The 26,499-nt window shown below is 70.4% G+C and carries 23 protein-coding genes and 1 pseudogene; 14 read left to right on the top strand and 10 right to left on the bottom strand.

The window, feature by feature from the left end; genetic code table 11:
- Nucleotides 1-93 precede the first annotated feature (93 nt).
- The 3 genes and pseudogenes from recA to rny form a co-directional block, all read left to right on the top strand.
- Nucleotides 94-1,080 (top strand): annotated as a pseudogene (recA, locus tag AB0G15_RS00670) (recombinase RecA); the annotation flags it as partial.
- Between the two features lie 632 nt (nt 1,081-1,712).
- Nucleotides 1,713-2,177 (top strand): regulatory protein RecX, encoded by a 465-nt coding sequence (locus AB0G15_RS00665; RefSeq protein WP_362834285.1) that lies wholly within the window; start codon nt 1,713-1,715, stop codon nt 2,175-2,177.
- Between the two features lie 325 nt (nt 2,178-2,502).
- Nucleotides 2,503-4,077 carry a ribonuclease Y gene (rny, locus tag AB0G15_RS00660; RefSeq protein ID WP_362834284.1) on the top strand — a complete coding sequence of 525 codons (1,575 nt, stop codon included), beginning with the start codon at nt 2,503-2,505 and terminating at the stop codon, nt 4,075-4,077.
- A 209-nt stretch (nt 4,078-4,286) separates the two neighbouring features.
- On the opposite strand, the gene AB0G15_RS00655 is transcribed toward rny, so the two are convergent.
- The 6 genes from AB0G15_RS00655 to AB0G15_RS00630 all read right to left on the bottom strand — a co-directional run bounded on the left by AB0G15_RS00655 (nt 4,287) and on the right by AB0G15_RS00630 (nt 10,488).
- Nucleotides 4,287-6,164 carry a prolyl oligopeptidase family serine peptidase gene (locus AB0G15_RS00655; RefSeq protein WP_362834283.1) on the bottom strand — a complete coding sequence of 626 codons (1,878 nt, stop codon included), beginning with the start codon at nt 6,162-6,164 and terminating at the stop codon, nt 4,287-4,289.
- 262 nt (nt 6,165-6,426) lie between these two features.
- The gene (locus tag AB0G15_RS00650; RefSeq protein WP_362834282.1) at nt 6,427-7,377 is read right to left on the bottom strand and encodes an amino acid ABC transporter permease; all 951 of its coding nucleotides are present in this window, start codon (nt 7,375-7,377) and stop codon (nt 6,427-6,429) included.
- The gene (locus AB0G15_RS00645; RefSeq protein WP_362834281.1) at nt 7,374-8,042 is read right to left on the bottom strand and encodes an amino acid ABC transporter permease; all 669 of its coding nucleotides are present in this window, start codon (nt 8,040-8,042) and stop codon (nt 7,374-7,376) included. Before AB0G15_RS00645 ends, AB0G15_RS00650 begins: the two co-directional genes overlap by 4 nt.
- A gap of 60 nt (nt 8,043-8,102) precedes the next feature.
- Complete coding sequence (locus AB0G15_RS00640; RefSeq protein ID WP_362834280.1) at nt 8,103-8,900, bottom strand: glutamate ABC transporter substrate-binding protein; 798 nt, start codon at nt 8,898-8,900, stop codon at nt 8,103-8,105.
- A gap of 74 nt (nt 8,901-8,974) precedes the next feature.
- The gene (locus tag AB0G15_RS00635; RefSeq protein WP_362834279.1) at nt 8,975-9,730 is read right to left on the bottom strand and encodes an amino acid ABC transporter ATP-binding protein; all 756 of its coding nucleotides are present in this window, start codon (nt 9,728-9,730) and stop codon (nt 8,975-8,977) included.
- Between the two features lie 83 nt (nt 9,731-9,813).
- A complete protein-coding gene (locus AB0G15_RS00630; RefSeq protein WP_362834469.1) occupies nt 9,814-10,488 on the bottom strand; it encodes a Uma2 family endonuclease in 675 nt (224 codons plus the stop codon).
- Nucleotides 10,489-10,660: 172 nt separating this feature from the next.
- Between AB0G15_RS00630 and miaB the strand changes: the two genes are divergently transcribed.
- From miaB to AB0G15_RS00610, 4 genes are all read left to right on the top strand, one after another.
- Nucleotides 10,661-12,154, top strand: a complete 1,494-nt coding sequence (gene miaB / locus AB0G15_RS00625; RefSeq protein ID WP_362834278.1) for a tRNA (N6-isopentenyl adenosine(37)-C2)-methylthiotransferase MiaB — start codon at nt 10,661-10,663, stop codon at nt 12,152-12,154.
- Nucleotides 12,155-12,487: 333 nt separating this feature from the next.
- Nucleotides 12,488-13,030 carry a hypothetical protein gene (locus AB0G15_RS00620; protein WP_362834277.1) on the top strand — a complete coding sequence of 181 codons (543 nt, stop codon included), beginning with the start codon at nt 12,488-12,490 and terminating at the stop codon, nt 13,028-13,030.
- Nucleotides 13,031-13,345: 315 nt separating this feature from the next.
- The gene (locus AB0G15_RS00615; protein ID WP_362834276.1) at nt 13,346-14,014 is read left to right on the top strand and encodes a hypothetical protein; all 669 of its coding nucleotides are present in this window, start codon (nt 13,346-13,348) and stop codon (nt 14,012-14,014) included.
- Between the two features lie 84 nt (nt 14,015-14,098).
- Complete coding sequence (locus AB0G15_RS00610; protein ID WP_362834275.1) at nt 14,099-14,626, top strand: methylated-DNA--[protein]-cysteine S-methyltransferase; 528 nt, start codon at nt 14,099-14,101, stop codon at nt 14,624-14,626.
- 30 nt (nt 14,627-14,656) lie between these two features.
- Here the strand turns inward: AB0G15_RS00610 and AB0G15_RS00605 are convergent, their stop codons facing one another.
- A complete protein-coding gene (locus AB0G15_RS00605) occupies nt 14,657-15,010 on the bottom strand; it encodes an antitoxin (RefSeq protein ID WP_362834274.1) in 354 nt (117 codons plus the stop codon).
- A 73-nt stretch (nt 15,011-15,083) separates the two neighbouring features.
- Here AB0G15_RS00605 and miaA point away from each other — a divergent pair, with 73 nt between their 5' ends.
- From miaA to AB0G15_RS00580, 5 genes are all read left to right on the top strand, one after another.
- Nucleotides 15,084-15,989, top strand: coding sequence for a tRNA (adenosine(37)-N6)-dimethylallyltransferase MiaA (gene miaA / locus AB0G15_RS00600; RefSeq protein WP_362834273.1), 906 nt, complete (start codon nt 15,084-15,086; stop codon nt 15,987-15,989).
- 84 nt (nt 15,990-16,073) lie between these two features.
- Nucleotides 16,074-16,880 carry a diaminopimelate epimerase gene (gene dapF, locus AB0G15_RS00595; RefSeq protein ID WP_362834272.1) on the top strand — a complete coding sequence of 269 codons (807 nt, stop codon included), beginning with the start codon at nt 16,074-16,076 and terminating at the stop codon, nt 16,878-16,880.
- Between the two features lie 364 nt (nt 16,881-17,244).
- Entirely contained in the window at nt 17,245-19,521 is a 2,277-nt protein-coding gene (locus AB0G15_RS00590) for a tetratricopeptide repeat protein (protein WP_362834271.1), read from the top strand.
- Between the two features lie 230 nt (nt 19,522-19,751).
- Nucleotides 19,752-20,510, top strand: a complete 759-nt coding sequence (locus tag AB0G15_RS00585; RefSeq protein ID WP_362834270.1) for an SDR family oxidoreductase — start codon at nt 19,752-19,754, stop codon at nt 20,508-20,510.
- A gap of 192 nt (nt 20,511-20,702) precedes the next feature.
- On the top strand, nt 20,703-21,395 hold the full coding sequence (locus AB0G15_RS00580; RefSeq protein WP_362834269.1) for an HNH endonuclease family protein: 693 nt from the start codon (nt 20,703-20,705) through the stop codon (nt 21,393-21,395).
- Here AB0G15_RS00580 and AB0G15_RS00575 read toward each other — a convergent pair whose 3' ends face one another.
- The 3 genes from AB0G15_RS00575 to AB0G15_RS00565 form a co-directional block, all read right to left on the bottom strand.
- The gene (locus AB0G15_RS00575) at nt 21,396-21,785 is read right to left on the bottom strand and encodes a PepSY domain-containing protein (protein ID WP_362834268.1); all 390 of its coding nucleotides are present in this window, start codon (nt 21,783-21,785) and stop codon (nt 21,396-21,398) included. It lies immediately after the preceding gene.
- Between the two features lie 117 nt (nt 21,786-21,902).
- Entirely contained in the window at nt 21,903-22,484 is a 582-nt protein-coding gene (locus AB0G15_RS00570) for a hypothetical protein (RefSeq protein ID WP_362834267.1), read from the bottom strand.
- A 153-nt stretch (nt 22,485-22,637) separates the two neighbouring features.
- The gene (locus AB0G15_RS00565) at nt 22,638-23,504 is read right to left on the bottom strand and encodes an STAS domain-containing protein (RefSeq protein WP_362834266.1); all 867 of its coding nucleotides are present in this window, start codon (nt 23,502-23,504) and stop codon (nt 22,638-22,640) included.
- 85 nt (nt 23,505-23,589) lie between these two features.
- Here AB0G15_RS00565 and AB0G15_RS00560 point away from each other — a divergent pair, with 85 nt between their 5' ends.
- Both AB0G15_RS00560 and AB0G15_RS00555 read left to right on the top strand, forming a co-directional pair.
- Nucleotides 23,590-24,597, top strand: a complete 1,008-nt coding sequence (locus tag AB0G15_RS00560; RefSeq protein WP_362834265.1) for a chemotaxis protein CheB — start codon at nt 23,590-23,592, stop codon at nt 24,595-24,597.
- 31 nt (nt 24,598-24,628) lie between these two features.
- Complete coding sequence (locus AB0G15_RS00555) at nt 24,629-26,497, top strand: CheR family methyltransferase (protein ID WP_362834468.1); 1,869 nt, start codon at nt 24,629-24,631, stop codon at nt 26,495-26,497.
- Nucleotides 26,498-26,499 lie beyond the last annotated feature (2 nt).

The raw sequence follows: 26,499 nt of genomic DNA, 5'->3' as shown, positions 1-26,499 counted from the left end.
GCCACCACTCTTGGCGTGCCCTTCCGAAATTGTCGGCGGCACCCCGTAGCTTTCTGGCAACCGATCCAACCCGCGACCCTTCAGGGGGCTCCCATGGCAGCTAACGACCGCGAGAAGGCGCTTGAGACCGCACTCGCTCAGATCGAGCGGCAGTTCGGCAAGGGCTCGATCATGCGCCTGGGCGACGAGACCCGGGCGCCCATCGAGGTGGTCCCCACCGGCTCCATCGCGCTCGACGTGGCCCTCGGCATCGGCGGCTTCCCGCGCGGCCGCATCGTCGAGGTCTACGGTCCCGAGTCCTCGGGCAAGACCACGGTCGCCCTGCACGCGGTGGCCAACGCCCAGCGTGGTGGCGGCATCGCCGCGTTCATCGACGCCGAGCACGCGCTCGACCCGGAGTACGCCCAGAAGCTGGGCGTCGACACCGACGCGCTGCTCGTCTCCCAGCCCGACACCGGTGAGCAGGCGCTGGAGATCGCCGACATGCTGATCCGGTCCGGAGCCGTCGACCTGCTGGTCATCGACTCGGTCGCGGCCCTGGTGCCCAAGGCCGAGATCGAGGGCGAGATGGGCGACAGCCACGTCGGCCTCCAGGCCCGCCTGATGTCCCAGGCGCTGCGCAAGGTCGCCGGCGCGCTCAACAACACCGGCACCACCGCGATCTTCATCAACCAGCTCCGCGAGAAGATCGGCGTCATGTTCGGCTCGCCCGAGACCACGACCGGTGGAAAGGCGCTGAAGTTCTACGCCTCGGTCCGCCTCGACATCCGCCGCATCGAGACGCTGAAGGACGGCACCGAGGCGGTCGGCAACCGCACCCGGGTGAAGGTCGTCAAGAACAAGATGGCCCCGCCCTTCCGCGTGGCCGACTTCGACATCCTCTACGGTGTCGGCATCTCCCGCGAGGGTGGCCTGATCGACATGGGCGTCGAGCACGGCTTCGTCCGCAAGTCCGGCGCCTGGTACACCTACGAGGGTGACCAGCTCGGTCAGGGTAAGGAGAACGCGCGAAACTTCCTCAAGAGCCACCCGGACATGGCGAACGAGATCGAGAAGAAGATCAAGGAGAAGCTCGGCGTCGGCCCGCGCGTCGACAGCCCGGCCGTCCCGTCGCCCGTCCCCGCGGCCTCGGCCCCCGCCGCCGCGTCCGGTCGCGCGTCCGGTGCCGCTTCGGCTCCCGCCGCGTCCGGTCGTGGTTCCAAGGCCGCCGCCCCCAAGCCGGGTGACGCCTGAATCCGGGCTGATCGATGACCACGGGACCTGACTCCGGTCCGGCCGGCGAGGCCGGGCCGAGAGACTGGGGAGCCTGGCCCGACGAACCTCGGGCGGGTTCATCGGGCCGGCGCGGGCGCGACCACGGTCCGTCCGCCTCGGAGGGAGGCTTTCGCGAGGAAGCCGCAGACCCGGCGAGTGACGGGCCGCGAGGCCGGAAGAAGCGTGCCTCACGGCGTGGGCGGCGGTCCGGGAGTGCCACCCCGGGCTTTCTTCCTGACCGGTTCGAAGGATCTGACCGGTTCGATGGATCCGATGGAGACGGATCCGACGGGCCTGGCGGATCCGGCAGGCCCGTCGGACGCGGCAGGTCCGGCGGACGTGACGGTTTCGGTGGGCGTGGCAGGTCCGACGGGCCGGCCGAGGGGTCCGCGACGAGCCGGGGGGCCGGATCCGATCCGCAGGCGGTTGCGCGAGGCATCTGCCTGCGGCTGCTGACCATGGCGCCGCGCACCCGGGCCCAGCTCGCGGAGGCGCTGCGCAAGCGCGAGGTGCCCCAGGAGGCGGCGGACGCCGTGCTGGAGCGCTTCTCCGAGGTCGGGCTCATCGACGACGAGGCGTTCGCCGCGGCATGGGTGAGCTCGCGTCACGCCGGGCGGGGTCTCGCCAGAAAGGCCCTCGCCTCGGAGCTCCGCCACCGAGGGGTGGACGAGGAGACCGTGAAGGAAGCGGTGGATCGGCTCGATCCCGAGGAGGAGGCGGAGACCGCCCGTCGCCTTGTGCGGCGCAAACTCTCCTCGACCCGGGGTCTGGAGCCCGCGGTCAGGACCCGCAGGCTTGCCGGCATGCTCGCCCGCAAGGGGTACGGCCCCGGCCTGGCGTTTCGCGTGATCCGCGAAGTGCTGGAGGACGAAGGGGCGGAAACGTCGCCATTCGCGGAGGATCAGGGCTATCCACTCGACTAGTCCAAAGCAGCTTGACAGCGGGTCTTTGCTTGCTCGTTACCTCTCTGACGCTTAATCTCAACGGCAGTGAGGAGTTACTCCGCGCAGCGCGGATTGTCATAGCGGTGTAATACGGACAAGCAGGCTTGGCGGATGAGGACGGGACGGCGGACCGGCGGGAACAGCCGGTGGGTGGTTCCCTCTGGGTTCACTTCTGTCCCGACGGTGCCGTCTCTCGGGCTTTCCGTGCCGTGCGTGTGACCCCTCGTGTGCCTGATATTTGCGACGCGAGGAAGGTGAGGCGCGCATGGATCCGGTCGTGGTCGTCATGTTGACAGTGGCGGTTATGGCTCTCGCCGTGATGACAGCCGTGCTGGTCGTGTTGCTGCGTCGTGTCGGTGGGGCCGGGGCCGCGAAGGGCCCCACGCCCGAGCAGGAGGCCGAGGTCCAGGCCCACCTGGAGGAGGCCAGGCGCGAGGCCGCCGACATCCGGGCGAAGGCCAAGGACGACGCCGGAGAGCTGCTGCGCAAGTCGGAGACGGCGATCGAGGCTGCGGCCGAGATGCGCAAGGAGGCCGAGGCCGAGGGCAAGATCCTGAAGTACGAGCTCAAGGAGCTCCGGTCCGACCTCGAACGCAGGGAGAACCGGCTGGCGGAGCGCGAGCAGCGTCTCGACGAGGAGGCCAGGCGCCAGGCCGACCGGGCCCGCAAGCTCGCCGAGACGGAGACCGAGCTGGCCGACCGTCGCGAGGATCTCGAGCGGGTCGCCGAGGAGCGCAAGGCCATTCTGGAACGGGTGTCCGGGTTCACCAGCGACCAGGCCAGGGCCGAGCTGGTCAGGGAGATCGAGAACCAGGCGAAGCGCGAGGCCGCGCTGATCATCAGGGAGATCGAGGGGGAGGCCCGCAAGGAGGGCGAGAAGCGCGCCACCAAGATCGTCACGCTGGCGGTCCAGCGGGTGGCCACCGAGCAGACCGCCGAGTCCGTGGTGAGCGTCCTGCACCTGCCCGGTGACGAGATGAAGGGGCGCATCATCGGCCGTGAGGGCCGCAACATCCGGGCCTTCGAGTCGACCACCGGCGTCAACCTGATCATCGATGACACGCCGGAAGCCGTGTTGCTGTCGTGCTTCGACCCGGTCCGCCGCGAGACCGCGCGGCTCACCCTGGAGAAGCTCGTCCTCGACGGCCGCATCCATCCGCAGCGCATCGAGGAGGCTCACGAGCGCAGCAAGGCCGAGGTCCAGGAGCTGTGCGTGCGCGCGGGCGAGGACGCCCTGGTGGAACTCGGCATCACCGACATGCATCCCGAGCTCGTCACCCTCCTCGGCCAGCTCCGTTACCGCACCTCCTACGGCCAGAACGTGCTCGGCCACCTCATCGAGTCGGCCCACATCGCCGGCATCATGGCGGCCGAGCTGCGGCTCGACACGACGCTGCTCAAGCGCTGCACGCTCCTGCACGACATCGGCAAGGCCCTCACCCACGAGGTCGAGGGCAGCCACGCGCTCATCGGCGCCGAGATCGCCAGACGATACGGCGAGCACGAGGACGTCGTCCACGCCATCGAGGCCCACCACAACGAGGTCGAGGTCAAGACCGTCGAGGCCGTCCTCACCCAGGCCGCCGACGCGATCAGCGGCAGCCGTCCCGGCGCCCGCCGCGAGTCGCTGGAGGCCTACGTCAAGCGGCTGGAGCGTCTTGAGGAGATCGCCACCTCCTACGAGGGCGTGGAGAAGGTCTTCGCCATGCAGGCGGGCCGGGAGATCAGGGTCATGGTGAAGCCCGACGCGGTCGACGACATCCAGGCCCAGGTGATCGCCCGCGACGTCGCCAAGCAGGTCGAGGAGGAGCTCACCTACCCCGGCCAGATCCGCATCACGGTCGTCCGCGAATCGCGGGCCACCGAGTTCGCCCGCTGAACCCTTCCTACCGGCCGGACCCGCTGCGCGCCGGGTCCGCCCAACCGGCCGGACCAGCCGGGTCCGCCCAACCGGCCGGACCAGCCGGGTCCGCCCAACCCGCCGGACCAGCCCGCTCAACCGGGGAGTACGTGGCCAACCGGGGAGCACGTCGATCCGCCCGGTTCGCTGATCCGTCCGGCGATCCGCCGGTTCACCCGGCCTCTCGCTCAGGTATGGAAGATCTGCTGGTAGAAGGCGAGTTCGGTGGCCAGGGCCGCGCTACGGGTCTCGGCGCGGCGGAAGCCGTGGGCCTCCCCCTCGAACGTGAGGTAGGTGCAGGGAACGCCGCGCTCGGCGAGAGCGTCGGCGAAGGCCTGTGACTGCGCCGGGGGGACCACCGGGTCGGACAGGCCCTGGAGGAGCAGCATGGGGCAGCTCACCCCCGCCACCCGGCCGACGGGTTCGCGCGAGGCGTACAGGGCGGGGTCCTCCGGGCCGATCAGCCACTCGACGTAGCGCGACTCGAAGTCGTGGGTGGTCGCGCTGAAGTTGGCGAGCCCGCTCACGCCGTAGTAGGAGACGCCTCCGGCGAACGCGTCGGACGCGCAGCAGGCCGCCATGACCGTCCAGCCGCCCGCGCTACCGCCCCGGATCGCGATCCGCGCCGGATCGCCCAGCCCTTCCGCGGCCAGCCACTCGGCCGCGGCGATCGCGTCCTCGACGTCGACCACGCCCCACTGACCGCGCAGCCGCTCGCGGTAGACGCGGCCGTAGCCGGTGGAGCCGCCGTAGTTGACGTCGAGCACGCCGATGCCCCTGCTGGTGAGGAACGTCTTCTCCAGATCGAGCGCGCCGACGCTGTTCCCGGTCGGCCCGCCGTGCACGAACACGACATACGGCGCGGGGCCCTCGCCACGCGCCACGGGGTTGGACGGGGGGTAGAGGAACGCGTGCACCTCGCGCCCGAACCGGCTCTCGAACTCCACGGGCCTGGCGCGCGGCAGGTAACCGGGGTCGGGCAGCTCGTTGACGTCCCGGCGCAGCTCCTCCACCCGCCCGGTCACGGTGTCGATCCGGACGATCGACCGGGGCAGCGCCGCGCCGTACCCGATCCCGACCACGGCGCGCCCGTCGGTGGCCAGCACCACCTCCCAGCCGTCGTAGGGCACGTCCAGGTCGCTCAGCACACCACTGTCCGGGTCGAGGACCCCCAGCCGCAGGTCGCCCCATCCGTGCAGGACCGCGAGGCTCCCGTCGTCCAGCAGCGCGTACGGCATCGCGCCCAGCTGCCACAGCGGCCCCGCGAACTCCTGCTCCGCCGGGTGGAGCGCCTTCGCCGAGGTGCCGTGGATCCCGACCAGGTAGAGGTTCCACCAGCCCGACCAGTCGGAGACCAGATAGAGGTGCTGCTCGTCGCGCCACCGCGGGGCGAGCACCGACTCCGAGATGCCGCCCTTGACCTTCCAGGACGTGCCGTCGGCGAGCCGGGAGATCCACAGCTCGGTGCCGTTCCACGGCATCCGGGGGTGGTCCCAGCAGACGAAGGCCAGGTGCTCGCCGTCGGGGGAGACGGCGGGGGAGGCGTAGAAGTCGTGCCCGCCGGCCCGTTCGCGCGGCTCGCCCTCGCCGGACAGCGGGACGGACACGATCGACCGGCTCACCCGGCCGCCGTCGTGGCGCTCCCTGACGCACCAGATCTGCCCGTCGTGGAGGACCGGGTCCGCGTAGCGCAGGGCCGCCGGCTCCTCGGGCTCCGGCGTGAGCGGCCTGGGCTCGCCACCGGTGGGCAGCAGGTAGAGGCGCTGGTCGACGAAGTTGGCGAACACCACGCCCTGGCCGGGCACCACGGCGTACGAGCGTCCGCCGTACTCGTGGACCCTGGTCCTGGCGCTCCAGGGCGCGCTCAGCAGCTCGCGCTGGGCGCCGTCGGCGCTCCGGTGCACGATGGTGGTCCGCCCGCCCTCGGCGGGACGGTCCTCGGTCCACCAGACCTCCTCGCCGAGCACCGTCGGGTATCCGAGGCGCAGCCCGGAACGGGCCACGTCGGAGGTGGAGACCGGCGACGGCCAGGTGGCGTACGGCAGGACGACCTGCTCGGGGGACATGGCGCAATCCTGCCCGATAACCCGCCGCGTGTCGCCGGTATCACGCTCGCGTCACCCGAGATATGCCGCCGGTGAACCGCGCGGGCCGTGAGATCGAGGGGAATGATGAGATGAGGGCCGTTGGTCCGGTCTCCGCCATAAGCCGGCCTGCGGATGTTTTCGCCCGCCCGGCACGCGAAAGGGCGGTCACCGGATCCGGTGACCGCCCTTGGGCTGCCGTGTTCCTGCGAGGCCGCCGTGTTTGTACGAGGCCGCCGTGTTTTTACGGAGCCGGGGTGGTGGGAGTTCCGAGGCCGCCCTCGACCGCCGTCGGCGAGTCGGGCCGGGCGATCGGCTTGGCCGCGGTCTTCCTGCTGCGACGGCTCCGCCTCTCCAGCCAGGTGGCGACGGCGCCCACCATCACGTTGATGATGATGTAGATGATCGCGATGACGATCACGGCGGGAATGATGTTGTTGAAGTTGGAGGGCAGCACGCGTGCCCCCGCGTTCAGCAGGTCCTCGAACGACACGATGAAGCCCAGGGCGGTGTCCTTCAGGAGCACCACCAGCTGCGCCACGATCGCCGGCATCATGACCGTGACCGCCTGCGGCAGCAGGATCATCCGCATCACCTGGCCCGGACGCAGGCCGACCGCGAGCGCGGCCTCGCTCTGCCCCCGGGGGATGGACAGGATGCCCGCCCGTACGATCTCCGCCAGCACCGAGCCGTTGTACAGGACCAGGCCGATCACCACCGCCCAGAAGGGCGTCACGGTGAGCCCGAAGACCGCGCTCCCGCCGAACATCACCGCGAAGATCATGATCAGCAGCGGGATCGCCCGGAAGAACTCGACGACGGCACCCGAGGCGCGGCGGATCCAGGCGTTCGCCGAGAGCCGGCCGATGCCGAAGACGAAGCCGAACGGCACCGCGATCAGCGCCGCCACCGCGGCCGCGCTGAGCGTGTTGACCAGGCCGGGCAGGATCAGGTTGATCCACACGTCGCCGCGCAGGAACGGCGTCCACAACTCGGCGTTGAGCTGGTTCTTCTCGCCGAGCTTGGTCACCATCACGTACACCGCGAACAGCACGGCGAGGACGACCAGCACGGTGAGCACGTTGTTGCGTACCCGGGCCTTGGGGCCGGGAATGTCGTACAGGACGCTGACGTTCTCCGAGCTCTCGGCGCGCCGCTTGCGCGCCGGGGGCCGCTCGGCGGTGACCGCGGTCATCGGACCACCGCCAGGCGCTTGGCCAGCCAGCCGAACAGCAGTCCGGTCGGCAGGGTCAGGATCAAAAAGCCCAGCGCGAACCCGGCGAAGATCTGGATGACCGCGTCGCCGTGCGCCTCGAACAGCGTCTTCATGGTCAGGGACGCCTCACCCACCCCGATGGCCGCGGCGATCGTGGTGTTCTTGGTCAACGCGATCAGGATGCTGCCCAGCGGGGCGATCACCGCGCGGAACGCCTGGGGCAGCACGATCAGCCTCAGGTTCTGGCCGAACGTGAGCCCGATGGCGCGGGCCGCCTCCGCCTGGCCGACCGGGACCGTGTTGATCCCGGCCCGGATCGCCTCGCAGACGAACGCCGCCGTGTAGGCGGACAGTCCGATGATGGAGAGCCACAGGTAGTTGGTGGACAGGCTCTCGGAGAACGAGACGTCCAGGACCAGGCCGAGGCCCAGCCCGCAGAACACGATCACCAGCGTCAGCGGGGTGTTCCGCAGGACGTTCACGTACGCCGTGCCGATCCCGCGCAGGATCGGCAGCGGGCTCACCCGCATGCCCGCGAGGATCGTCCCGAGCACGAGCGCCACCAGCCCGCTGGCGAGGGTGAGCCGTATCGTCAACCAGAAAGCGTCCCGAATGATCGGGAACTCATCGAAGAGTGCCTGCACTCATCCCTCCAGAGGTCACAGGCCGGGGCGTCCGTACGCCCCGGCCGAGGTGTGACCGAATCAGTAGCGCTCGACAGCCGGCGGGGTGGTGAAGAACTTCCCGAACTCGCCGAAGTTGGCGTCGATGGCCTTCTTCCAGGCGCCGTCCTTGAACATCTTCTCCACGGCCGCGTTGACCTTCTCGCGGGTCTCCTTGTCCTCCAGCTTCAGGCCGATGCCGTACTTCTCCTCGGAGAAGGGCTTGCCGACGAGGCGGAACTTGCCGGGGGACTGGGTGGCGAAGCCGGCCAGGATCGTCGCGTCGGTGGAGATCGCGTCGACCTGCTTGTTCTCCAGCAGCGGCAGGCAGGCGCCGTAGCCCTGCTGCTCGGTGAGGAAACCGCTCTTCCACTCGTCGCCGAACTTCTCGACCAGGCGGGCGGGGGAGGAGGAGCCCTGGGCGCCACAGACCTTCTTGGTCTTGAGGTCCTCGACGCTGTTGATCGTGGTGTCGTCCGCCCGGGTCAGGATGTCCTGGCCGGTGACCAGGTACGGGCCGGCGAAGGCCACCTTCTTCTTGCGGTCGTCGGTGATCGAGTAGGTCGCGATCACGGCGTTGACCTGGCCCTGCTGGATGAAAGACTCGCGGTTGGCCGAGATGGCCTCCTTGAACTCAATCTTGTCGTCCGTGTAGCCGAGCTCCTTGGCGACATACCGGGCAACGTCGACGTCGAACCCCTTGAAGGAGCCGTCGGGCTGCTTCTGCCCGAGGCCGGGCTGGTCGACCTTGATGCCCACCACGAACTTGTCGCTTCCGCCGCCGGCGTCGTCGCCGCACGCGGTCAGACCGGCCATCGCCGCCGCGGCTGCGATCACCACGGCTCCAATACGACGTACACGCATTCTTGCTACCTCGTCTTTCATCAGGGACATATCAGGGATGAGCAGAGCCGTCAGTGAGTGAGGATCTTGGAGAGGAAGTCCTTGGCCCGGCCGGTCCTGGCGTTGGTGAAGAACTCCTCGGGGGTGTTCTCCTCAACGATCTGACCCTCGGCCATGAACACCACGCGGTTCGCCGCGCGGCGGGCGAAGCCCATCTCATGGGTGACGACCATCATCGTCATGCCCTCCTGGGCGAGGCCGATCATGACGTCGAGCACCTCCTGGACCATCTCCGGGTCGAGCGCCGAGGTCGGCTCGTCGAACAGGATCATCTTGGGGTCCATGGCCAGGGCGCGGGCGATCGCCACGCGCTGCTGCTGACCTCCCGAGAGCTGCGCGGGGTACTTCGACGCCTGGGCGCCGATGCCGACCCGCTCCAGCAACTCCATGCCCCGCCGCTCCGCTTCGCCCTTCGCGATGCCGCGAACCTTGATCGGCCCGAGAGTGACGTTCTCGAGGATCGTCTTGTGCGCGAACAGGTTGAAGGACTGGAACACCATCCCGACCTCGGACCTGAGCTTGGCCAGGGTCTTGCCCTCGGCCGCGAGCGGCTGCCCGTCGAAGGTGATGGTTCCCTCGTCGATCGCCTCCAGCCGGTTGATCGTCCGGCAGAGGGTCGACTTGCCGCCGCCCGATGGGCCGATGACGACGAGGACCTCGCCGCGGGAGATCGTCAGATTGATGTCCCGAAGGACGTGCAGGCTGCCGAAGTGCTTGTTGACGCCTTCGAGCACGACCAGAGGAGTCTTGTCCCCGTTCTCCGTCATGGTGGACAAGGTAATTCTGTAAAGGGCACCTGGGGCTAACCCTGCGGTACCGATCAGATCACGGCCTGCTCACACCTTGATCATCAAATCCTGCTCAGGGCCTCGGGGTCAACCCTGAACGCGAACGGTTCCGTCAGGTTCACGGCCGTTCCGGTGGCGACACGGTGAATGAGCTGATAGTCGTCGTTCTCGTCAAGGGCGTACGTGAAGATCACCGGAAGCTCGTCGGCGCCCTGCCCCCGGAACGGTTTCATCTCGACGCGCCAGAAGTGAGGGATCCCGGCCTCCGCGTACTTCACCGGCTTGATGATCCGATCCACGGCCGTGGTGGACCTGGAGACGATCTCCACGACGAGGTGAGCCCATTCCGGGTCGACGACCTGGGCGCCGTCGCGAATCGGTTTCCGTTCCACGACCATGACGTCCGGAATGACGCCCGGCCGGGAGTCCAGGAGGAGCCCGGTGCCGGTGACGACCATCAACTCCTCGGGGGCGGAGTCCTCCAGGAACCGGCGGAGCCGGTCGCCGATCCACTGATGCTGGGCGGATGGGGCAGGAGACACGATCAGGCTCCCGTCGATGAGCTCGTAGCGGCCGCCGTCATCGCGGGAGTTGAGCTCGAACCATTCGTCGATGCCGAGTTCGCCGGGTGTCTCCCAGAAGCCCGCCGCCGGGACCGCGGTGCTCTGCGGCTTCTTGCGCGGCTTCTTCACGGGCTTCTTGGCCTTCACCGGGGCCTCCGAGGTCTGCACGAGCATCGCCACCGTGGCTCACCACTCTCAGCTGTCGGTCGAGTCCTAATTCTCGCATGCGGCTTTGGAGTCCCAGCTTAGCGAGAGAATTGACGTTGAGTGACTGATCGATTACCTGGAGTTCGAGAGGTTGGGGGCGTACCTGAAGGTTCGGCGGAGCGCCTACCCTTGTCGTGAGATGACTGCCACCGTGGAGAGCGCCCGCACGTACGAGGTCCGTACCTATGGGTGCCAGATGAACGTGCACGACTCCGAGCGCCTGTCAGGCCTCCTGGAGGACGCCGGATACGTCCCGGCCGCCCAGGGGGAGACGGCCGACGTGGTCGTGTTCAACACCTGTGCCGTACGGGAGAACGCCGACAACAAGCTCTACGGCAACCTCGGCCACCTGCGCCCCTCGAAGGTGGGCAACCCCGGCATGCAGATCGCCGTGGGCGGCTGCCTGGCGCAGAAGGACCAGGGGGAGATCGTCCGCAGGGCGCCCTGGGTGGACGTGGTGTTCGGCACCCACAACATCGGCTCGCTGCCGGTGCTGCTGGAGCGGGCGCGCGTCCAGCAGGAGGCCCAGGTCGAGATCAAGGAGTCCCTGGAGACCTTCCCGAGCACGCTGCCGACCAAGCGCGAGTCCGCCTACGCCGCCTGGGTGTCGGTCTCCGTGGGGTGCAACAACACCTGCACGTTCTGCATCGTGCCCGCCCTGCGCGGCAAGGAGAAGGACCGCCGCCCCGGCGACGTTCTCAACGAGGTGCGCACCCTGGTCGACCAGGGTGTGCTGGAGATCACCCTCCTCGGCCAGAACGTCAACACCTACGGCGTGGAGTTCGGCGACCGGCTGGCCTTCGGCAAGCTGCTGCGGGCCTGCGGCGACATCGAGGGCCTGGAGCGGGTCCGCTTCACCAGCCCGCACCCGGCGGCGTTCACCGACGACGTCATCGCGGCGATGGCCGAGACGCCCAACGTGATGCACCAGCTCCACATGCCGCTGCAGTCGGGCTCGGACCGTGTCCTCAAGGCGATGCGCCGCTCCTACCGGGCCGAGCGCTACCTGGGTATCATCGAACGGGTCCGCGCGGCGATGCCCGACGCGGCGATCTCCACCGACATCATCGTGGGCTTCCCCGGCGAGACCGAGGAGGACTTCCAGGCCACCCTCGACGTGGTGCGCGAGTCGCGGTTCGCCAACGCCTTCACGTTCCAGTACTCCATCCGGCCCGGCACCCCCGCCGCCACCATGGAGCACCAGGTTCCCAAGGAGGTCGTGCAGGAGCGCTACGAGCGGCTCGTCGCCCTGCAGACCGAGATCTCCTGGGCGGAGAACAAGAAGCAGGTCGGCCGGACGCTCGAGGTGCTGGTCGCCGAGGGCGAGGGCCGCAAGGACGAGGCGACCCACCGCATGTCGGGGCGGGCCCCCGACAACCGTCTGGTGCACTTCACCCCCGGTGCCGAGACCCCGCGCCCGGGTGACGTGGTGAGCGCCGAGGTCACGTACGCGGCACCGCACCACCTGGTCGCCGACGGTCCCGCGCTGAGGCTCCGCCGAACCCGCGCGGGCGACGCCTGGGAGGCCCGCCAGGGCGCCCCGGCCGGAGCCGGTCCCGGGGTCATGCTGGGCATGCCCTCGATCGGCCGTCCCGCCCCGCTCCCGGAGACCTCGGGCTGCTCCGTCTCCTGAGGTCCCGCCCCTCGGGCGCCGCGCCCGGAAGCGTCTCTCCCGAGTTTCTCCCTTCGGCCGAGATCTTCCGGGCGCTTTTTCGAAGGCACCCCTCCACGTGGCGCGAATCCATGATCGAATTTCCGGAATCCCCGATGGCGGCGGCGATTCCGGCGACACCGCCGTCCCTGCCAGGGGGGATGCGCGCGGGGTCGCCGCGACTTCCCTGAAGAACGATATTTCGTGATTCGCCTGTGATTGGTGTGCGAGCATTTCCCTGCTGTGACTACTGTGGTTCGGCACCCTCGGAAGCCGTGGAGGTTTCCCCCCGAGAGCCGCAGGGAGTTCTTCCTCATGCACGTCCCTCCATCTCCGGGCAGTCCCGGAGAGCCAGAGATCCTCGTCGGCCCGGCCGACGGGCCCAAGAAGCCTCGCAAGCGCAAGCGCAAGCCCCAGCGGATGAACGGCCTGGCCATAGCCGTCTTCTCCGTCCTCGCCGCCGCCCTCCTGGGCGGGGGTGCGGTCTTCGCCTTCATGAACGCCGGGGGCGACGACCCCCGGGTGCCGCCGGCGCCGGACAGTGCCCAGGAGGCGTCCCAGGAGCCCGCGCCGGACCAGAGCCCGCCGCAGGCCACGAAGCGGAAGCCGGAGAAGGGGAAGGGGGCGGACGCCGCCTCCGGAGCCGATGACACGTCCGCCGGAGGCGGCGCCGACTCCGGTGCCGGCGCCGGCACCGGTGGGGCGGACGAGGGCGAGCCCGGAGCCGAGTCGGCCGCCGGAAGCCCTTCGAAGGACAAACCGTCGAAGCAGCCGCAGAGCAGTCAGCGGCCGCAGGACTCCAGCACCGACGACCCCGCCGGCTACGTGCATCCCCAGGGGCCCATCGGCGGCTACTGACCGAGATCGGAAAGCCGCACGTCTCCGGCCCGCCGGACACGTTCGGCACGTGGGGCACGGTGAGCGGATCACCGTGCCCCGCCGCGTTCCGGCATCCCGCGAGCCGTTGTCCCGCACGGCCGTTCTCGCCTCGAGCCGCGAAATACGAGCCGCGACGACGCGACGACGCGACGACGCGACGACGCGACGACGCGACGACGCGACGACGCGAGACAGCGAGACACGACGACGCGAGACACGACGACGCAAGACGGCGAGACGGCGGGGCGGTTCCCGGAGAGGGCCGCGCCGGCAGGGCTCCGTTAGTCTGGCGAGGTGCTTGTCGCCGCGGCCGTGTGCCCGCATCCCCCGCTGCTGGTCCCCGAGCTGGCCGGGACCGCGGCCGCGGAGCTCGACGACCTCAGGGCGGCCTGCGCGGCCGCGGTCGGGGCGTTGCGCGACGCCGGCGCCGACGAGATCGTGGTGGTGGGAGGCGCGGACCGGACCGCGGCGTACGGCGCGGACTCCGCCGGGAGCCTCGCGCCCTGGGGCGTCGACGTCCGGAGCGGCGAGGGGGAGCCCGTCCTGCCGCTGTCCCTGACGATCGGCCGCCGGCTCCTCGAAGGAGAGCGCCTGACCGCCTCGGGATTCCACGCGATCTCCTTCGACGCGGCTCCGGGGGAGTGCGCGGCCCTGGGGGAGCGTCTGGCGGCCACGGCCGGTCGCGTGGCGATGCTCGTCATGGCCGACGGCTCGGCCCGCCTCACCGAGAAGTCCCCCGGATACCTGGACCCTCGCGCGAAACCGTACGACAGGGCGATCGTCGAGGCGCTCGCCCGCGGCGAGGTCCCGGTGCTCGACCCCGGCGAGGCCGCCGAGCTGTGGGTCGCCGGTCGCGCGGCCCTGCAGGTCCTCGGCGGGTGCGGGAGCGCCCTGCGCGGTGAGATCCTCTACGACGACGCGCCCTACGGCGTCGGCTACTTCGCCGCCCGCTGGACGGAGTGATCCCGCCCGGGGCGGTTACGGTGGCGGGAGAGGACGGTGCCCGGGGCGCCGGGGACGACGGGTTCGCGAAGGGGGCGGAGGCCGATGGCGGGGAGCGTGGCGTTCGGGAGCGTTCCGACACCGCTGGGGGACATGGCCGTCGCCGTGACCGAGGACGGTGTGGCGAGTGTGGGCTGGGGAGAGCCGTCCCGGTTCAGGGCCCGCCTGCTCGAACGGCTGGGGCTGGATGAGGCGGACGACCCCGGCAGGACGGCGGCCGTGCTCGGCGAGCTGGGCGACTACTACGCGGGCAGGCTGAAGGTCTTCGGGGTCGCGGTGGACTGGCGGCTGACCTCGCCGGTGCAGCGCAGGGTGCTCGGCACGCTCTACGAGACGGTTCCGTACGGCAAGGTGGTGACCTACGGGGAGCTGGCGGCCCGCAGCGGGACGGGTGTGCCGGCGCGGGCCATCGGGTCGATCATGGGAGCCAACCCGGTCCCCGTCATCGTGCCGTGCCACCGGGTGGTCGCCGGGAACGGGCTCGGCGGGTTCAGCGGGGGCGACGGCGTGGAGTCGAAGCGCCGGCTGCTCACCCTGGAGGGCTACCTGCAGCCGATGCTCGACTGGGACTGACCGGGACCTGCGATCGGCCTCGCCGACCGCCTACGGCCCGTAGGGCGGTGGCGTGGTGCCGGGCTGGCCGGGTCCGGACGTGCTGTCGTCCCGTCCGGGAGGCGTGGCGCGGCCGGGCGCGGGTGTCGTGCCGGGCCGGCCGGGTCCGGACGTGCTGTCGTCCCGCTCGGGCGCGGGTGTCGTACCCGGGGGCCTGGTGTCCGATTCGTCGATCTTGTCGGCCATCTCCCTGGCCTTCTGCGCGGCGGTGTCGATGCGCCGGGCGTGTTTTCCGCCCAGCTTCTCCTTGGCGATCCGCTCCGCCTTGTCGATGCCCTGTTTGGCGAGCTCTTCGGTCTTGGCGCTGCCACCCAGCATGTGCTTGACCTTGTCGAGGATCGACATGGTGAATCCCCCAATTCCGATGCGAGGACGCATCGTTTCTCACCCATACCCGGGTAGTTGGCAGACTTACCCCGTGCCTCAGCTACCCGTCATCGCCGTCGTCGGCCCGACCGCGGCCGGAAAGTCCGACCTGGCCGTGGATCTCGCCCTCGAACTGGGGGGCGAGGTGATCAATACCGACTCCATGCAGCTTTACCAAGGAATGGACATCGGGACGGCGAAACTCTCCGTGGAGGAGCGCAGGGGGGTGCCTCACCACCTGCTGGACATCTGGGACGTGACGAGGGCGGCCAGCGTGGCCGAGTACCAGTCGCTGGCCCGGCCGATCATCGACGGCCTGCGGGCCAAGGGGATCGTGCCGATCCTGGTGGGCGGATCCGGGCTGTACGTGCGGGCCGCCCTGGACGACCTGGAGTTCCCCGGCACCGACCCGGAGGTGCGTGCCCGGCTGGAGGCCGAGCTCGACCTGAGCGGCCCCGGCCCGCTGTACGAGCGGCTCCGCGAGCGCGACCCGAAGGCCGCCGAGACCATCCTCCCGGGCAACGGGCGCAGGATCGTCCGGGCCCTGGAGGTCATCGAGATCTCCGGGCGGCCGTTCTCGGCCACGATGCCGTCGTACGACGCCGTCTACGACAGCGTCCAGCTGGGGGTGGAGGTGCCCAGGGAGGTGCTGGACGCCCGGGTCGAGGCACGGGTCGAGCACATGTGGCGGGCCGGGTTGGTGGACGAGGTCAGGGAACTGGCCGCGCGCGGGCTCGCCGGAGGCCGTACGGCCAGCCGCGCCCTCGGGTACGCGCAGGTGCTGAGCTTCCTCGGCGGTGAGTGCACCGAGGAGGAGGCGAAGCAGGAGACGGTACGGGCGACGCGCAGGTTCGTCCGCCGTCAGGAGTCGTGGTTCCGCCGCGATCCCCGCGTGATCTGGCTGCCCCAGCGGGAACCGGACCTCCTGGGCCGCGCGCTCGCCGCGATCCGCGGCTGACCGCTCCCCGGCCCGGAGACCGGCCGGGCGGCGGGGCAGGGCGGGGCGGCGGGGGCGGACGCGTGCCTGGATAGAGTTGGTCCCATGCGATTCGCGAAGGGACACGGCACCGAGAACGACTTCGTCATCCTCCCCGACCCGGACGGTGAGCTGGAGCTGTCCGCGACGCTCGTGGCGGCGTTGTGCGACCGGCGCGCGGGGATCGGCGCGGACGGCGTGCTGCGCGTGACGCGGACGAAGCTCAGCCCGGAGGTGTCCGGCCAGGCGGGCGAGGCCGAGTGGTTCATGGACTACCGCAACGCCGACGGCGGCATTGCCGAGATGTGCGGCAACGGGACGCGTGTCTTCGCCCGATACCTGGTCGACGCGGGCCTCGCCGCGCCGGGGGAGTTCGGCATCGCGACCAGGGGGGGCGTCAAGCGGGTGCGGCTCGCGGAGACGGGTGACGTGACCGTCGAGATGGGCCCGCCCCGGGTGCTGGGGGCGAGCCGCACGACCGTCGCGGGCCACGAGTACGAGGGACTCCACGTCGACATGGGCAACCCCCACCTGGCCTGCGTCATCGGCGACCCGGTGGCCCAGCTCGACCTGAGCCACCAGCCCGCGTTCGACCCCGAGGTGTTCCCGGCGGGGGTCAACATCGAGCTGCTCAATCCGGTGGGCCCGCGCCGGGTCGTCATGCGGGTCTTCGAGCGCGGCTCGGGCGAGACCAGGTCCTGCGGCACCGGTGCCGTCGCCTCGGCCGTGGCGGCCGCGCGGCTGGCCGGTGAGACCAGCGGCACCTGGGCGGTGGAGGTGCTCGGCGGCACCGTCACCGTCACCCTCGACGAGCACACCAGCTACCTGGCGGGTCCCGCCGTCCTCGTCGCGTCCGGTGAGGTCACGCTCTGAGCCGTGCGCGCCACCTGTCGTTTCCTCCCGGTCGTGTCCGGTGAGGTCACTCTCTGAGCTGTGCGTGCCACCTGCCGCCTCCTTATGGTCGTGTCCGGTGAGGTCACGTTCCGAGGCGTGCGCGGGACCTCGGATCCCCCGCCGACCCGCGCGGCGTTCGCCGTGGGCGTGTCGTGTCCGCGGAGGTCACGCCACGGGGCGCACGGGTGAATCTTCCGTGACCCCGCGGTGCCCCGCGGACGTCGAGCACGGCGGGTCCGCGCTCATCCGCACGTGCGTGGGTCCATACCGTGAGGCCTCGGGGTTGTGCGGGTTCGCCCAAGCCGTTTGGGGCATGCTCGCCGACCTGGCAGACTGACGTCTCATGGACGTGGACATCTGGGCCTGGGTGGGCGACACCCAGCGGCAACTGCATGAAGCAGGTAACACCGGTCTGGCTATGGCGATCGGAGATGTGCCCGCGCAGGCGCTGGAAGGCCGGTACGCGCAGCTCGACGTGCTCGCGCCCGCCATCGCGCAGCAGGCGGAGAACCTGCGGCTGCCCTGGCTGGAGTTCTACGCCCGCTACTGGCACCTGATCGGCCGCGTCGGCGACCGTGCGCAGGGGACGGTCGCGATCGCCGACGCCGAGACGCTGGTGGAGTTCACCAAGCGGGAGGACGTGCGAGAGTGCCCGGCCGTGCCCGGTGCCGTCGTGGCGCTGGCCGTCGCGCAGGCGAACGCCGACGGTCCCGGTTACGCCGCCGAGCGGCTGGCCGCGCTCTCGGCGCTGGACGTCGGGCCGGACTCGCTGGCCTTCGCCTCCGTCGCCGAGCACTACGTCGCGGCGCTGATCGACGCGGGCCGTGTCGACGAGGCCGTCTCGCACGCCGAGGCCGCGGTGGCGGCGCTGGGCGGCGCGGGCCGCGAGGCGAGCTGGGAGCTGGGGGCCGCCTCGGCCCGCGCGCTGCTGGCCGCCGGCCGCGCCGAGGACGCGCTCACCGCGCTCGACGCCGCGACCGGTTTCAAGCCCGACGACCCGGTGGCCAAGGAACACCGCGAGGGAGTGCTCCGCGCGCTCGTGCTCGCCACCCTCGATCGGGTGCAGGAGTCCGTCGACGCGCTGCCCGACCTCGACGTGGTGGGTGACCACCCCCGCGTCTGGGTGGAGTGGTCCTACGCCATCCGCGCGCTCGCCGGAACGGCGCAGATCACCAACACCTGGCAGCTGGGCCGGGTGCTCAAGCAGTGGATCGACTACTTCGCCATGATGGGCGGCTACCGCGCCCGGGTCGAGCTGTCGCTCGTCGCGGGGCACCTGGCGGTCGCACGCCAGGGACTCTGGCAGGCGCGCCTCCTGGCCGACCTCGCGGAGTCGGCGGCCGGCGAGCTCAGGAACCCCGGCGACATCGCCAAGCGGATCGCCGAGCTGCGCGCCGCCGCGGACGAGGCCACCCCGCTTCCGGCTCCGGGCCCCGAGTCCGAGCTGGTCGGCTCCTTCGACGCCGCCGACGGCTTCAACGCCGACCCGGAGCGCTGGGTGGGCTGGCTGACCCCGCTGTCCGGCCGTGACGTGGAGGCCACCCGGCGCCACACCACCACGCTGGGCTTCCTCGGTTACCCGGCCAGGGGCGCCGACATCTACTGGACCATGCTGGTCGAGTCCGGCGACATCGAGAACGCCGACCCGCAGGACGCCGCGTACCTCAGCGGCCTGCTGATCGAGGCGCGCCAGGACGAGCGCCTGGAGCAGATGGCCGAGCGGCTGCCCGCCGCGCAGCGCCACCTCGCCCTGGGCCGCCTGTACACCGCGCGGGAGCGCTGGGAGCAGGCGGCGGCCGAGGGAGAGGCGGCGGCCGCCGCGGGCGCCGGCATCGAGGCGGCCCGCCTGTGGTCGGCCGCGGTGCAGCAGCTCGGCGACAACGCCAAGGGCGCGGGCATCCTGCGCGACCTCCTCGACTCCGGGGAGATCGAGCAGCAGGACGTCTGGCGGATGGTCGTCATGGCGACGGCCGCCGAAGACTGGGAGACCGTCCGCCTGGGCGCCGCCAAGATCGGGATGCCGCTGAAGTCGAGCGAGGGGCCGATCGAGGAGGAGATGGGCCTGGTGCGCATCATCCTTCCCGCCCCCGACGGCAGCCAGCGCCAGGTCCTGAGCGTGCGCACCGGCCCCGCGACGGCGCGCCTGGCCATCCCCCAGCCTCCCGGCATGGAGTACAACGCGGGTGACCTGGTCGTCTTCGAGCCGCAGCTGCTCGAGCCGATCCCGGAGAGCGCCGAGGAGCAGGAGAACTTCGTCCCGCCCTTCGCCGCGGTCAGCATGCTCCGTCCGGGCGGCTACACCAGCTGGTTCTTCGACGGCGCCGCTCCCAGCCAGGCCGACTGGACGGAGTTCAACGAGGTCATGGCCGAGCGCGGCTGGCCGATGTGGGTCTACAGCGACGACAACTACACCGTGAACCACCCGACCTCGGGCGAGCCGCTGCCCGGCGTGTTCGGCTGGATCGCGGTCCCGCCGGACGTCAGCCCGGTCGAGCTCGACGCGCTCCTGGACGACGCCACCGAGCGCTGGGTGCACCCGCTGGCCTGGCTCGACCTGGCCAAGGCCGTCGACGTTGAGGTCGAGCGGCACGAGAGGATCACCAAGGAGTACGGCCTGTAGGACGGCTCGCCACGGCCGCGCCCGGCGGTCCGTGGCGTCGTCCGGCCCCCGGAAGGGGGCGGCGCCCGCCTGACCGTCTCGGAGCCCGGGAAGCCGTACCGTCCGTGAACCGCTCGCGCCGTCGGCGGCACAGGACAACGCCTCGCCCGTGAGGAGACCCCTCACGGGCGATTCTCGTCGCGGTCCCTAGAATCTCATTCGGCGCATTGGGCGGACGAAGGAGAATCCGGATGCTGGAACGATTCCGGCTGGACGGCAAGGTCGCGATCGTCACCGGCGCGTCCTCGGGGCTGGGGGTCGCGTTCGCGAGGGGCCTGGCCGAGGCGGGCGCGGACATCGTGATCGGCGCCCGCAGGAAGGACCGCCTCGAGGAGACCCGCGCCCTGGTCGAGGAGACCGGCAGACGATGCGTGGCCCTCGCCACCGACGTGACCAGGCCGCAGGACTGCCAGGCGCTGGCCGAGGCGGCGGTGGCCGAGCTGGGCGCGGTGGACATCCTGATCAACAACGCGGGTGCGGGCTCGGCGGTCCCGGCGCTGAAGGAGACGCCCGAGCAGTTCCGGCAGATCGTGGACGTCAACCTGCACGGCACCTACTGGATGGCGCAGGCCTGCGCCAGGCTCATGCGGCCGGGCTCCTCGATCGTCAACGTCGGGAGCATCCTGGGCGAGACGACCGCCGGGCTGCCGCAGGCCGCCTACAGCGCCTCCAAGGCGGGGGTCGTCGGCCTCACGCGCGATCTCGCCCAGCAGTGGACGGGACGGCGCGGCATCCGGGTCAACTGCCTCGAGCCGGGTTTCTTCGCCTCGGAGATGACCGACCAGTACGCCGAGGGCTATCTGAACTGGCACCTTGAGCACCGGGTGCTGATGAAGCGCCCCGGCGATCCGGCCGAGCTCGTCGCCGCCGCGATCTTCCTCACCTCGGACGCCGCCTCGTACGTCACCGGTGCGGTGATCCCGGTCGACGGCGGGATCCTGATCACCTGATCTCCGGGAACCGATCACCTGGTCCGGTGATCGTGGCGCGCCTGTGAGCGTCTTTGTGCAGGTCACGCGGTATATGTCGTTAAGGCGTGGATTGATGGGCCGGAAATTCTTGCGTTCCCCCAAAGACTGCTTGAGGCTTTTAAGATTGAGGACGTTATCTGGGGTAATTTGCCGCTTCAGAGAATGACGCGCGTGAGAGGTGGCATGGTGCGGGCTGCGCTGGTACGAGGTGTGGTCGTCGCGACGATCGCGTTCACGGTGGCGGGCTGCGGCCCGGTGCCGGGCGGAGGCGTGGACGACGGGGCGCAGTCCTCCGGCGGAGGGAAGTCCGCGTCCGAGGCGCTCAAGGATTTGAAGAAACTGCAGGTCAAGGGGCGCGCCTCGATGACCGGGTTCGACCGCGACGAATTCGGTTCCGCGTGGTCGGACGTTGACGGGAACGGCTGTGACACCCGCAACGACATTCTCATTCGCGACCTGAAGGAAGAGGTCTTCAAGAAGGGCGAGGACGGCTGCGTCGTGCAGTCCGGAATTCTCGAGGATCCGTACAGCGGCAAGACCATCAAGTTCGAGCGCGGGACGCGGACCAGCATGGCGGTGCAGATCGACCACGTGGTCGCGCTCGCCGACGCATGGCAGAAGGGCGCCCAGCAGTGGTCCGCGTCCAAGCGGAAGGAACTCGCCAACGACCCGCTGAACCTGCTGGCCGTGGACGGGCCGCTGAACGGCCAGAAGGGTGCCGGAGACGCGGCGACCTGGCTGCCGCCGCGCCGCGCCTACCGGTGCCCCTACGTCGAGCGTCAGATCAGGGTGAAGGTCAAGTACGACCTGTGGGTGACGTCCGGTGAGAAGGACGCCATGGAGGGCGTTCTCAAGTCCTGCTGATCAGTCGTCGTAGTCGCGCTTCAACTTGATGATCTTTCCGGTCTTCGCCGACACGTAGACGTCGTACTCCCAGGCACCCTTGTGCAGCTCGACCTTCCAGGCCCGCCGGCCGTGCTCCCACTCGCGCTCGACCTTGCTGACGCGCGCGCCGGGAACGCGCTTCCTGGCGATCTGCACGGCCTTGCCGGAGGAGATGCCCGCCGAGGTGGTGACCGGTGCGGTGGCCGTACCCGTGGCGCCGGTCGCGGTCGCACCGGTCGTACCGGTGCCGGCCGCGGTGGCGGTGATCGCCGCGCCGTCCGTCTGCGCGGCGAGAGCGATGCCGCCTCCACCGATCAAGAGGGCGGTGGCTGCGAGGGTTCCGACAGTAATCTTGGCAATTCGTGTCATATGCCAAGATTTGTGGAGACTTTGCTAGGGGCGCGCTAAGAAACCGTTAACCAAAGGCGAGTTCGGCCCGTCGCCGAATTCCGGCCCGTTTTCGTACGCCACTTCAGGCGGGCCGCATCAGGGGCCGGTCCGCCCGGGGTCGTCTTTCCGGAGATCGGGACCCGCCCGCTCGGCCGTGGACGCCCGGTGCTCGTCGGCGGCGGCCTGGCGGCGATGCGTCAGCGCCTGGAGCCGGTGGGTCTCCGCGTCCCCGCTTCCCGCCGCCGCGGCCCGGTCGTGGCTCGCGGCCGCGTTCCGGTGGGCCTGGGCCGCCGACCGGTATCCGGCCACCGCGCGCTCCCTGGCCTGGTCGGCCCGCAGGCGCGCCTTTCCCAGGTGGGCGTCGGCCCGGTCCGTCCGTTCGGTGTGCGACGAGAGCGGCTCGGAGGGCGAGAGTGAGTCGGGGGACACGGGAGACGAGGGGGGTGCGGGGGACGCGGCGTACGACGGGGACGGGGGCGACGGGAGGTCGGGTGAGATCGGCGTGGTCTCGCCGCGGGCGAGCTCGTGCCGGCGCTCGGCGGCCTGCCCGGCCCGCTCACCGGCCTGGGCGATGCGCTCGCGAGTGCGCTCGCTCCATTCCCTGCGGGCCTCGCGACGCTCGTCCTGTGGTTCGTCGTGGGCCTCTGAGCTGTCGTGGATCTCGGGATCGCCCGCCATACGGCTCGCCCTTCGTGGAGCCGCGGTAGCGGCTCAGCGGAATTCCTCTCCCTCAGGGGAGTGGAAAAGTCACGACATCATGCTTTCCGGCATGGCCGCGGATAACCGCGAAGGAGCCTGATCATTCGCTCGGCCCCCCTGCCGGGGCGCGCCTCAGGCGGACCCGGCGGGGAGGGAGACGGCGAGCTCGCGCGCCCGATCCGCCTTCGCCAGGTTGACGTGGTTCTCGCAGGCCAGCCTCACCGCGGCCCGCATCGCGAGGTGGGTGTCCAGCCCGGCCTGGAGGGCGGCCATCCGGTCGTGGATCTCGGCCAGCGTCGCGCAGGTCGTCTGCGTCTGGAGGTGGAGCGTCTCCAGGCGTGCCGCCGCCTCCCGCCTCAGGCGCGCGGCCCTCTCCAGCGCCGGATGCGCCGCGCGTTCGGCGGGCGGGTGTCCCGCGTCCGGCTCGGCCCGGGGCTGCGTGCTCTCCCTGAGGGACGCGATGCGCCCTCGGAGCGTCGTGCTCTCCCGCTCCCAGGAGGAGGTGCGTTCCGGCGGGCCGGTCTCCCGAGGGGAGGGCTTCTCGGCGTCGGGGATCCCGGCGCGCCGGGGGGTGTCCCGGCGGGTGCGGCGCCTGCCGCCGATGCGCCGCAGGGCCGGGACGTGCCGCGGGGGGACCGGTGGGACCTCGGGGAAATCGTCCATGCCGGAGGTGTCGACCAGGCCGGGGTGCTCGGGCTCCTGCGCTCCCCAGAGCACGGTGAACAGCCGGATCACGGTCGGGGAGGGGACGACGAACAGCTCTCCTCCGGCCGCGCGGAGGCCCTCGTGAATCCGCTCCAGCGCCCGGGCCCCGCTGACGTCGCAGAAGAGCAGCTCCCCGGCGTCCACGAGGATATGTCGTGCGCCTCCGAGCATGAGCGACTCCAGCTCCGACTCCAGCAGCCGATAGTTGAAGGCGTCTATCTCGCCCATCACGGCCACCAGAGCCGTGTCACCATATTGGTGAATGACGTACACCGACATATCCATATTGGCCATACCCTTCAAGGGTCTTTACTGAGGCCCCGCCGACAATCCTACGGTTCCCCAGTATGAATGGGTCCCGACGGGATAGAAGCTAAATGTGGCAGGTTCCAGCGGGCGTGATGTGGTGGTCGTCGCGGCTTCGGCCGGCGGTGTCGAGGCTCTGCGCGCCCTGCTCGCGCGGTTGCCCGGCGATCTCGCCGCCTCCGTCCTCGTGGTGTTGCACCTGCCCCCCCGGGCGGGGAGCAGTCTCGCGGGGATCCTCGACCGGGCCGGGCCGCTGGAGGCCGCCACCGCGGGAGACGGCGAGTCCCTGCGGCACGGCCGGGTCTACGTGGCGCCTCCCGACCGCCACCTGATGGTCCAGGACGGCGAGATCAGGCTCTCGCGCGGCCCCCGCTACAACGGTCACCGGCCGGCCGCCGACCCGCTGTTCCTCAGCGCCGCGCTGGACGCGGGTCCCCGTACGCTCGCCGTGGTGCTGAGCGGCACGCTCGACGACGGGGCGAGGGGGTGCGCCGTGGTGGAACGCCATCTCGGCGCGGTCGTCGTCCAGGACCCCCGGCAGAGCGCGTTCGACGGGATGCCCCGCGCCGCCCTGGCCGCGGCACGGAGCGCGGAGGCGTTCCCGGTGGAGGAGATCGCCGAGTGGGTCGTGCGGCAGAGCCGCACGACCGTCGAGGACGAGGTCGTGAAGGATCCGGGCATCGAGAAAGAGGTCGCCCTCTACCTGTTATCCGGTGAGATCGGCCCGTACGGGGGCGATCTCACCGGGTTGAGCTGCCCGGAGTGCGGCGGGCCCGTGTACGAGGCGAAGAACGGCGGCGAGGCCCACTACGGCTGCCGGGTGGGGCACGGATGGTCCCCGCAGGGCATGGCCGCGAGCCAGGCCGAGGCCGTGGAGCGGGCGTTGTGGACGGCGACCCTGCGGCTGGAGGAGCGGCTGCGCATGCTGGAGCGCATGCAGGAGCGCGCGGAGGCCCAGGGTAGGAGCCACTCGTCGCGGCGCCTGCTGGAGGACGCGGAGCAGACCAGGCAGGCACTGGAGACGATGCGAATGCTACAAAGCCGCATCGGCGGCACCGGGGACACCCTTGCCCTCACGTAGCGGTCGGTGACGGGCCTAGGCTGGCAGTGTGATGCTCGGCGACGAACGTGAATTCGACGACCTCCTGCTCATGTTGAAGGAGACGCGTGGCTTCGACTTCACGGGATATAAGCGCACCACCCTCATGCGCCGCATCAGCAGGCGTCTGGAGGCGCTCAAGCTCCGTGACTACGGTGAGTACCGGGACTATCTGGAGCTGGAACCCGAGGAGTTCAACCGGCTCTTCGACAGCCTGCTGATCAACGTCACCGCCTTCTTCCGTGATCCGGCCGCCTGGCAGACGCTCCGCGAGACCGTGATCCCCAGCCTGCTGGCGAGCAAGGGGCCCGGCAAGGTGATCCGGGTCTGGAGCGCCGGCTGCGCGACGGGCGAGGAGGCCTACAGCCTCGCGATGGTGCTGGCCGAGCAGCTCGGCATGGACGAGTTCCGCGAGCGGGTGAAGATATACGCCACCGACCTCGACCAGAAGGCCCTCCAGACGGCGCGGGCGGCCGTGTACAGCGAGCGGCAGCTAGCAGAGGTGCCGGAAGATCTGCGCCAGACCTACTTCGAGTCGGTGGAGGCCGGTTTCGGGTTCCGGCGCGACCTGCGACGCCAGCTGATCTTCGGTCGCAACGATCTCACGCGCGACGCGCCGATCTCCCGGGTCGACCTCCTGCTGGCCCGCAACACGCTGATGTACTTCAACAGCGAGACCCAGCTCAGCATCGTGCGCCGGTTCCACTTCGCGCTCTCCGACCCCGGCTACCTCTTCCTGGGCAAGGCGGAGATGCTGCTGAACCACGGTGACAGGTTCGAGCCGGTGAACCTCAGGATGAGGCTGTTCAAGAAGATCGGATCGCCGCCGCCGGGCAGCCGGACCACCTGGGCCCCGGGTGCCGGCGTGTCGCAGGCCCGGCCGTACGTGCGGCACACGGTGCTGCAGGCGGCGGCGCTCGCCACCGGCCCGGTCGCGCAGATCGCGCTCGACCGCTCCAGGAACCTCGCCCTGGCGAACTCGCGCGCCGAGCTGCTCTTCAACCTCAACCCCCGCGACATCGGGCGGCCGTTCCAGGACCTGGAGGTGTCCTACCGGCCGGTCGAGCTCCGCTCGGTGATCGAGCAGGTGGAGCTGGACCTGCGCGTCGCCGAGCTGCAGGACGTCAGCTGGCACCGGCCGAACACGCCGGAGCCGAGCGTCTTCGACATCGCCGTCGTCCCGCTCCTGGAACCGGGCGGTGAGCTGGTCGGCGTCGGCGTCACCTTCCACGACGTGACGCGCTACCGCCAGCTCCGCGACCGGCTGGAGCAGACGAACCGGGAGCTGGAGCACGCCTACGAGGAGCTCCAGTCGACCAACGAGGAGCTGGAGACCACCAACGAGGAGCTGCAGTCCACGAACGAGGAGCTGGAGACCACCAACGAGGAGCTGCAGTCCACGAACGAGGAGCTGGAGACGATGAACGAGGAGCTGCAGTCGACCAACGACGAGCTCCAGCAGATCAACGACACCCTCAACTCCCGCAGTGACGAGCTCAAGCGGGCCACCCTCCTCGTCTCCTCGGTGGTGCGCAGCCTCGGCGACGCCGTGGCCGTGATCGACACCGACATGCGGGTGCTGGTCTGGAGCCCGGGAGCCGAGGAGCTGTGGGGGCTCCGCGCCGACGAGGCGATCGGCTGCCGGCTGGCCTCCCTCGACATCGGCCTCCCCGTCGGGGAGCTTCTGACCAGGGCTCAGCGGATTCTGGAGACGGGGCCCGAGCCGGGGAACGGCCGCGGCGACGGCGTCACCCTGGACGGCGTGAACCGGAGGGGACGCCCCGCCCGGCTCAACGTCGAGCTCTCCCGCCTGCACACCGACGACATGTCACCCCATGGAGTGATCATGGTGATGAACCTCCTCCAGCAGGAGCGGGACTAGCC

Source organism: Streptosporangium sp. NPDC023825, assembly GCF_040639575.1.
Classification (GTDB): domain Bacteria; phylum Actinomycetota; class Actinomycetes; order Streptosporangiales; family Streptosporangiaceae; genus Streptosporangium.
Note: the sequence above shows the minus strand (reverse complement) of the source record. Positions and strands in the feature narration are given on the sequence as shown.

Coding starts and splice junctions, on each gene's coding strand:
- AB0G15_RS00605 (WP_362834274.1), bottom strand. CDS start 15,010: ATGTCGATCCTCGACAAGGTCAAGCACATGCTGGGTGGCAGCGCCAAG.
- AB0G15_RS00555 (WP_362834468.1), top strand. CDS start 24,629: ATGCTCGGCGACGAACGTGAATTCGACGACCTCCTGCTCATGTTGAAG.
- AB0G15_RS00655 (WP_362834283.1), bottom strand. CDS start 6,164: ATGTCCCCCGAGCAGGTCGTCCTGCCGTACGCCACCTGGCCGTCGCCG.
- AB0G15_RS00630 (WP_362834469.1), bottom strand. CDS start 10,488: ATGCTCGTGCAGACCTCGGAGGCCCCGGTGAAGGCCAAGAAGCCCGTG.
- AB0G15_RS00590 (WP_362834271.1), top strand. CDS start 17,245: ATGGACGTGGACATCTGGGCCTGGGTGGGCGACACCCAGCGGCAACTG.
- miaB (WP_362834278.1), top strand. CDS start 10,661: ATGACTGCCACCGTGGAGAGCGCCCGCACGTACGAGGTCCGTACCTAT.
- AB0G15_RS00650 (WP_362834282.1), bottom strand. CDS start 7,377: ATGACCGCGGTCACCGCCGAGCGGCCCCCGGCGCGCAAGCGGCGCGCC.
- AB0G15_RS00620 (WP_362834277.1), top strand. CDS start 12,488: ATGCACGTCCCTCCATCTCCGGGCAGTCCCGGAGAGCCAGAGATCCTC.
- rny (WP_362834284.1), top strand. CDS start 2,503: ATGGCTCTCGCCGTGATGACAGCCGTGCTGGTCGTGTTGCTGCGTCGT.
- AB0G15_RS00665 (WP_362834285.1), top strand. CDS start 1,713: ATGGCGCCGCGCACCCGGGCCCAGCTCGCGGAGGCGCTGCGCAAGCGC.
- AB0G15_RS00565 (WP_362834266.1), bottom strand. CDS start 23,504: ATGGCCAATATGGATATGTCGGTGTACGTCATTCACCAATATGGTGAC.
- dapF (WP_362834272.1), top strand. CDS start 16,074: ATGCGATTCGCGAAGGGACACGGCACCGAGAACGACTTCGTCATCCTC.
- AB0G15_RS00575 (WP_362834268.1), bottom strand. CDS start 21,785: ATGACACGAATTGCCAAGATTACTGTCGGAACCCTCGCAGCCACCGCC.
- AB0G15_RS00635 (WP_362834279.1), bottom strand. CDS start 9,730: ATGACGGAGAACGGGGACAAGACTCCTCTGGTCGTGCTCGAAGGCGTC.
- AB0G15_RS00610 (WP_362834275.1), top strand. CDS start 14,099: ATGGCGGGGAGCGTGGCGTTCGGGAGCGTTCCGACACCGCTGGGGGAC.
- AB0G15_RS00585 (WP_362834270.1), top strand. CDS start 19,752: ATGCTGGAACGATTCCGGCTGGACGGCAAGGTCGCGATCGTCACCGGC.
- AB0G15_RS00570 (WP_362834267.1), bottom strand. CDS start 22,484: ATGGCGGGCGATCCCGAGATCCACGACAGCTCAGAGGCCCACGACGAA.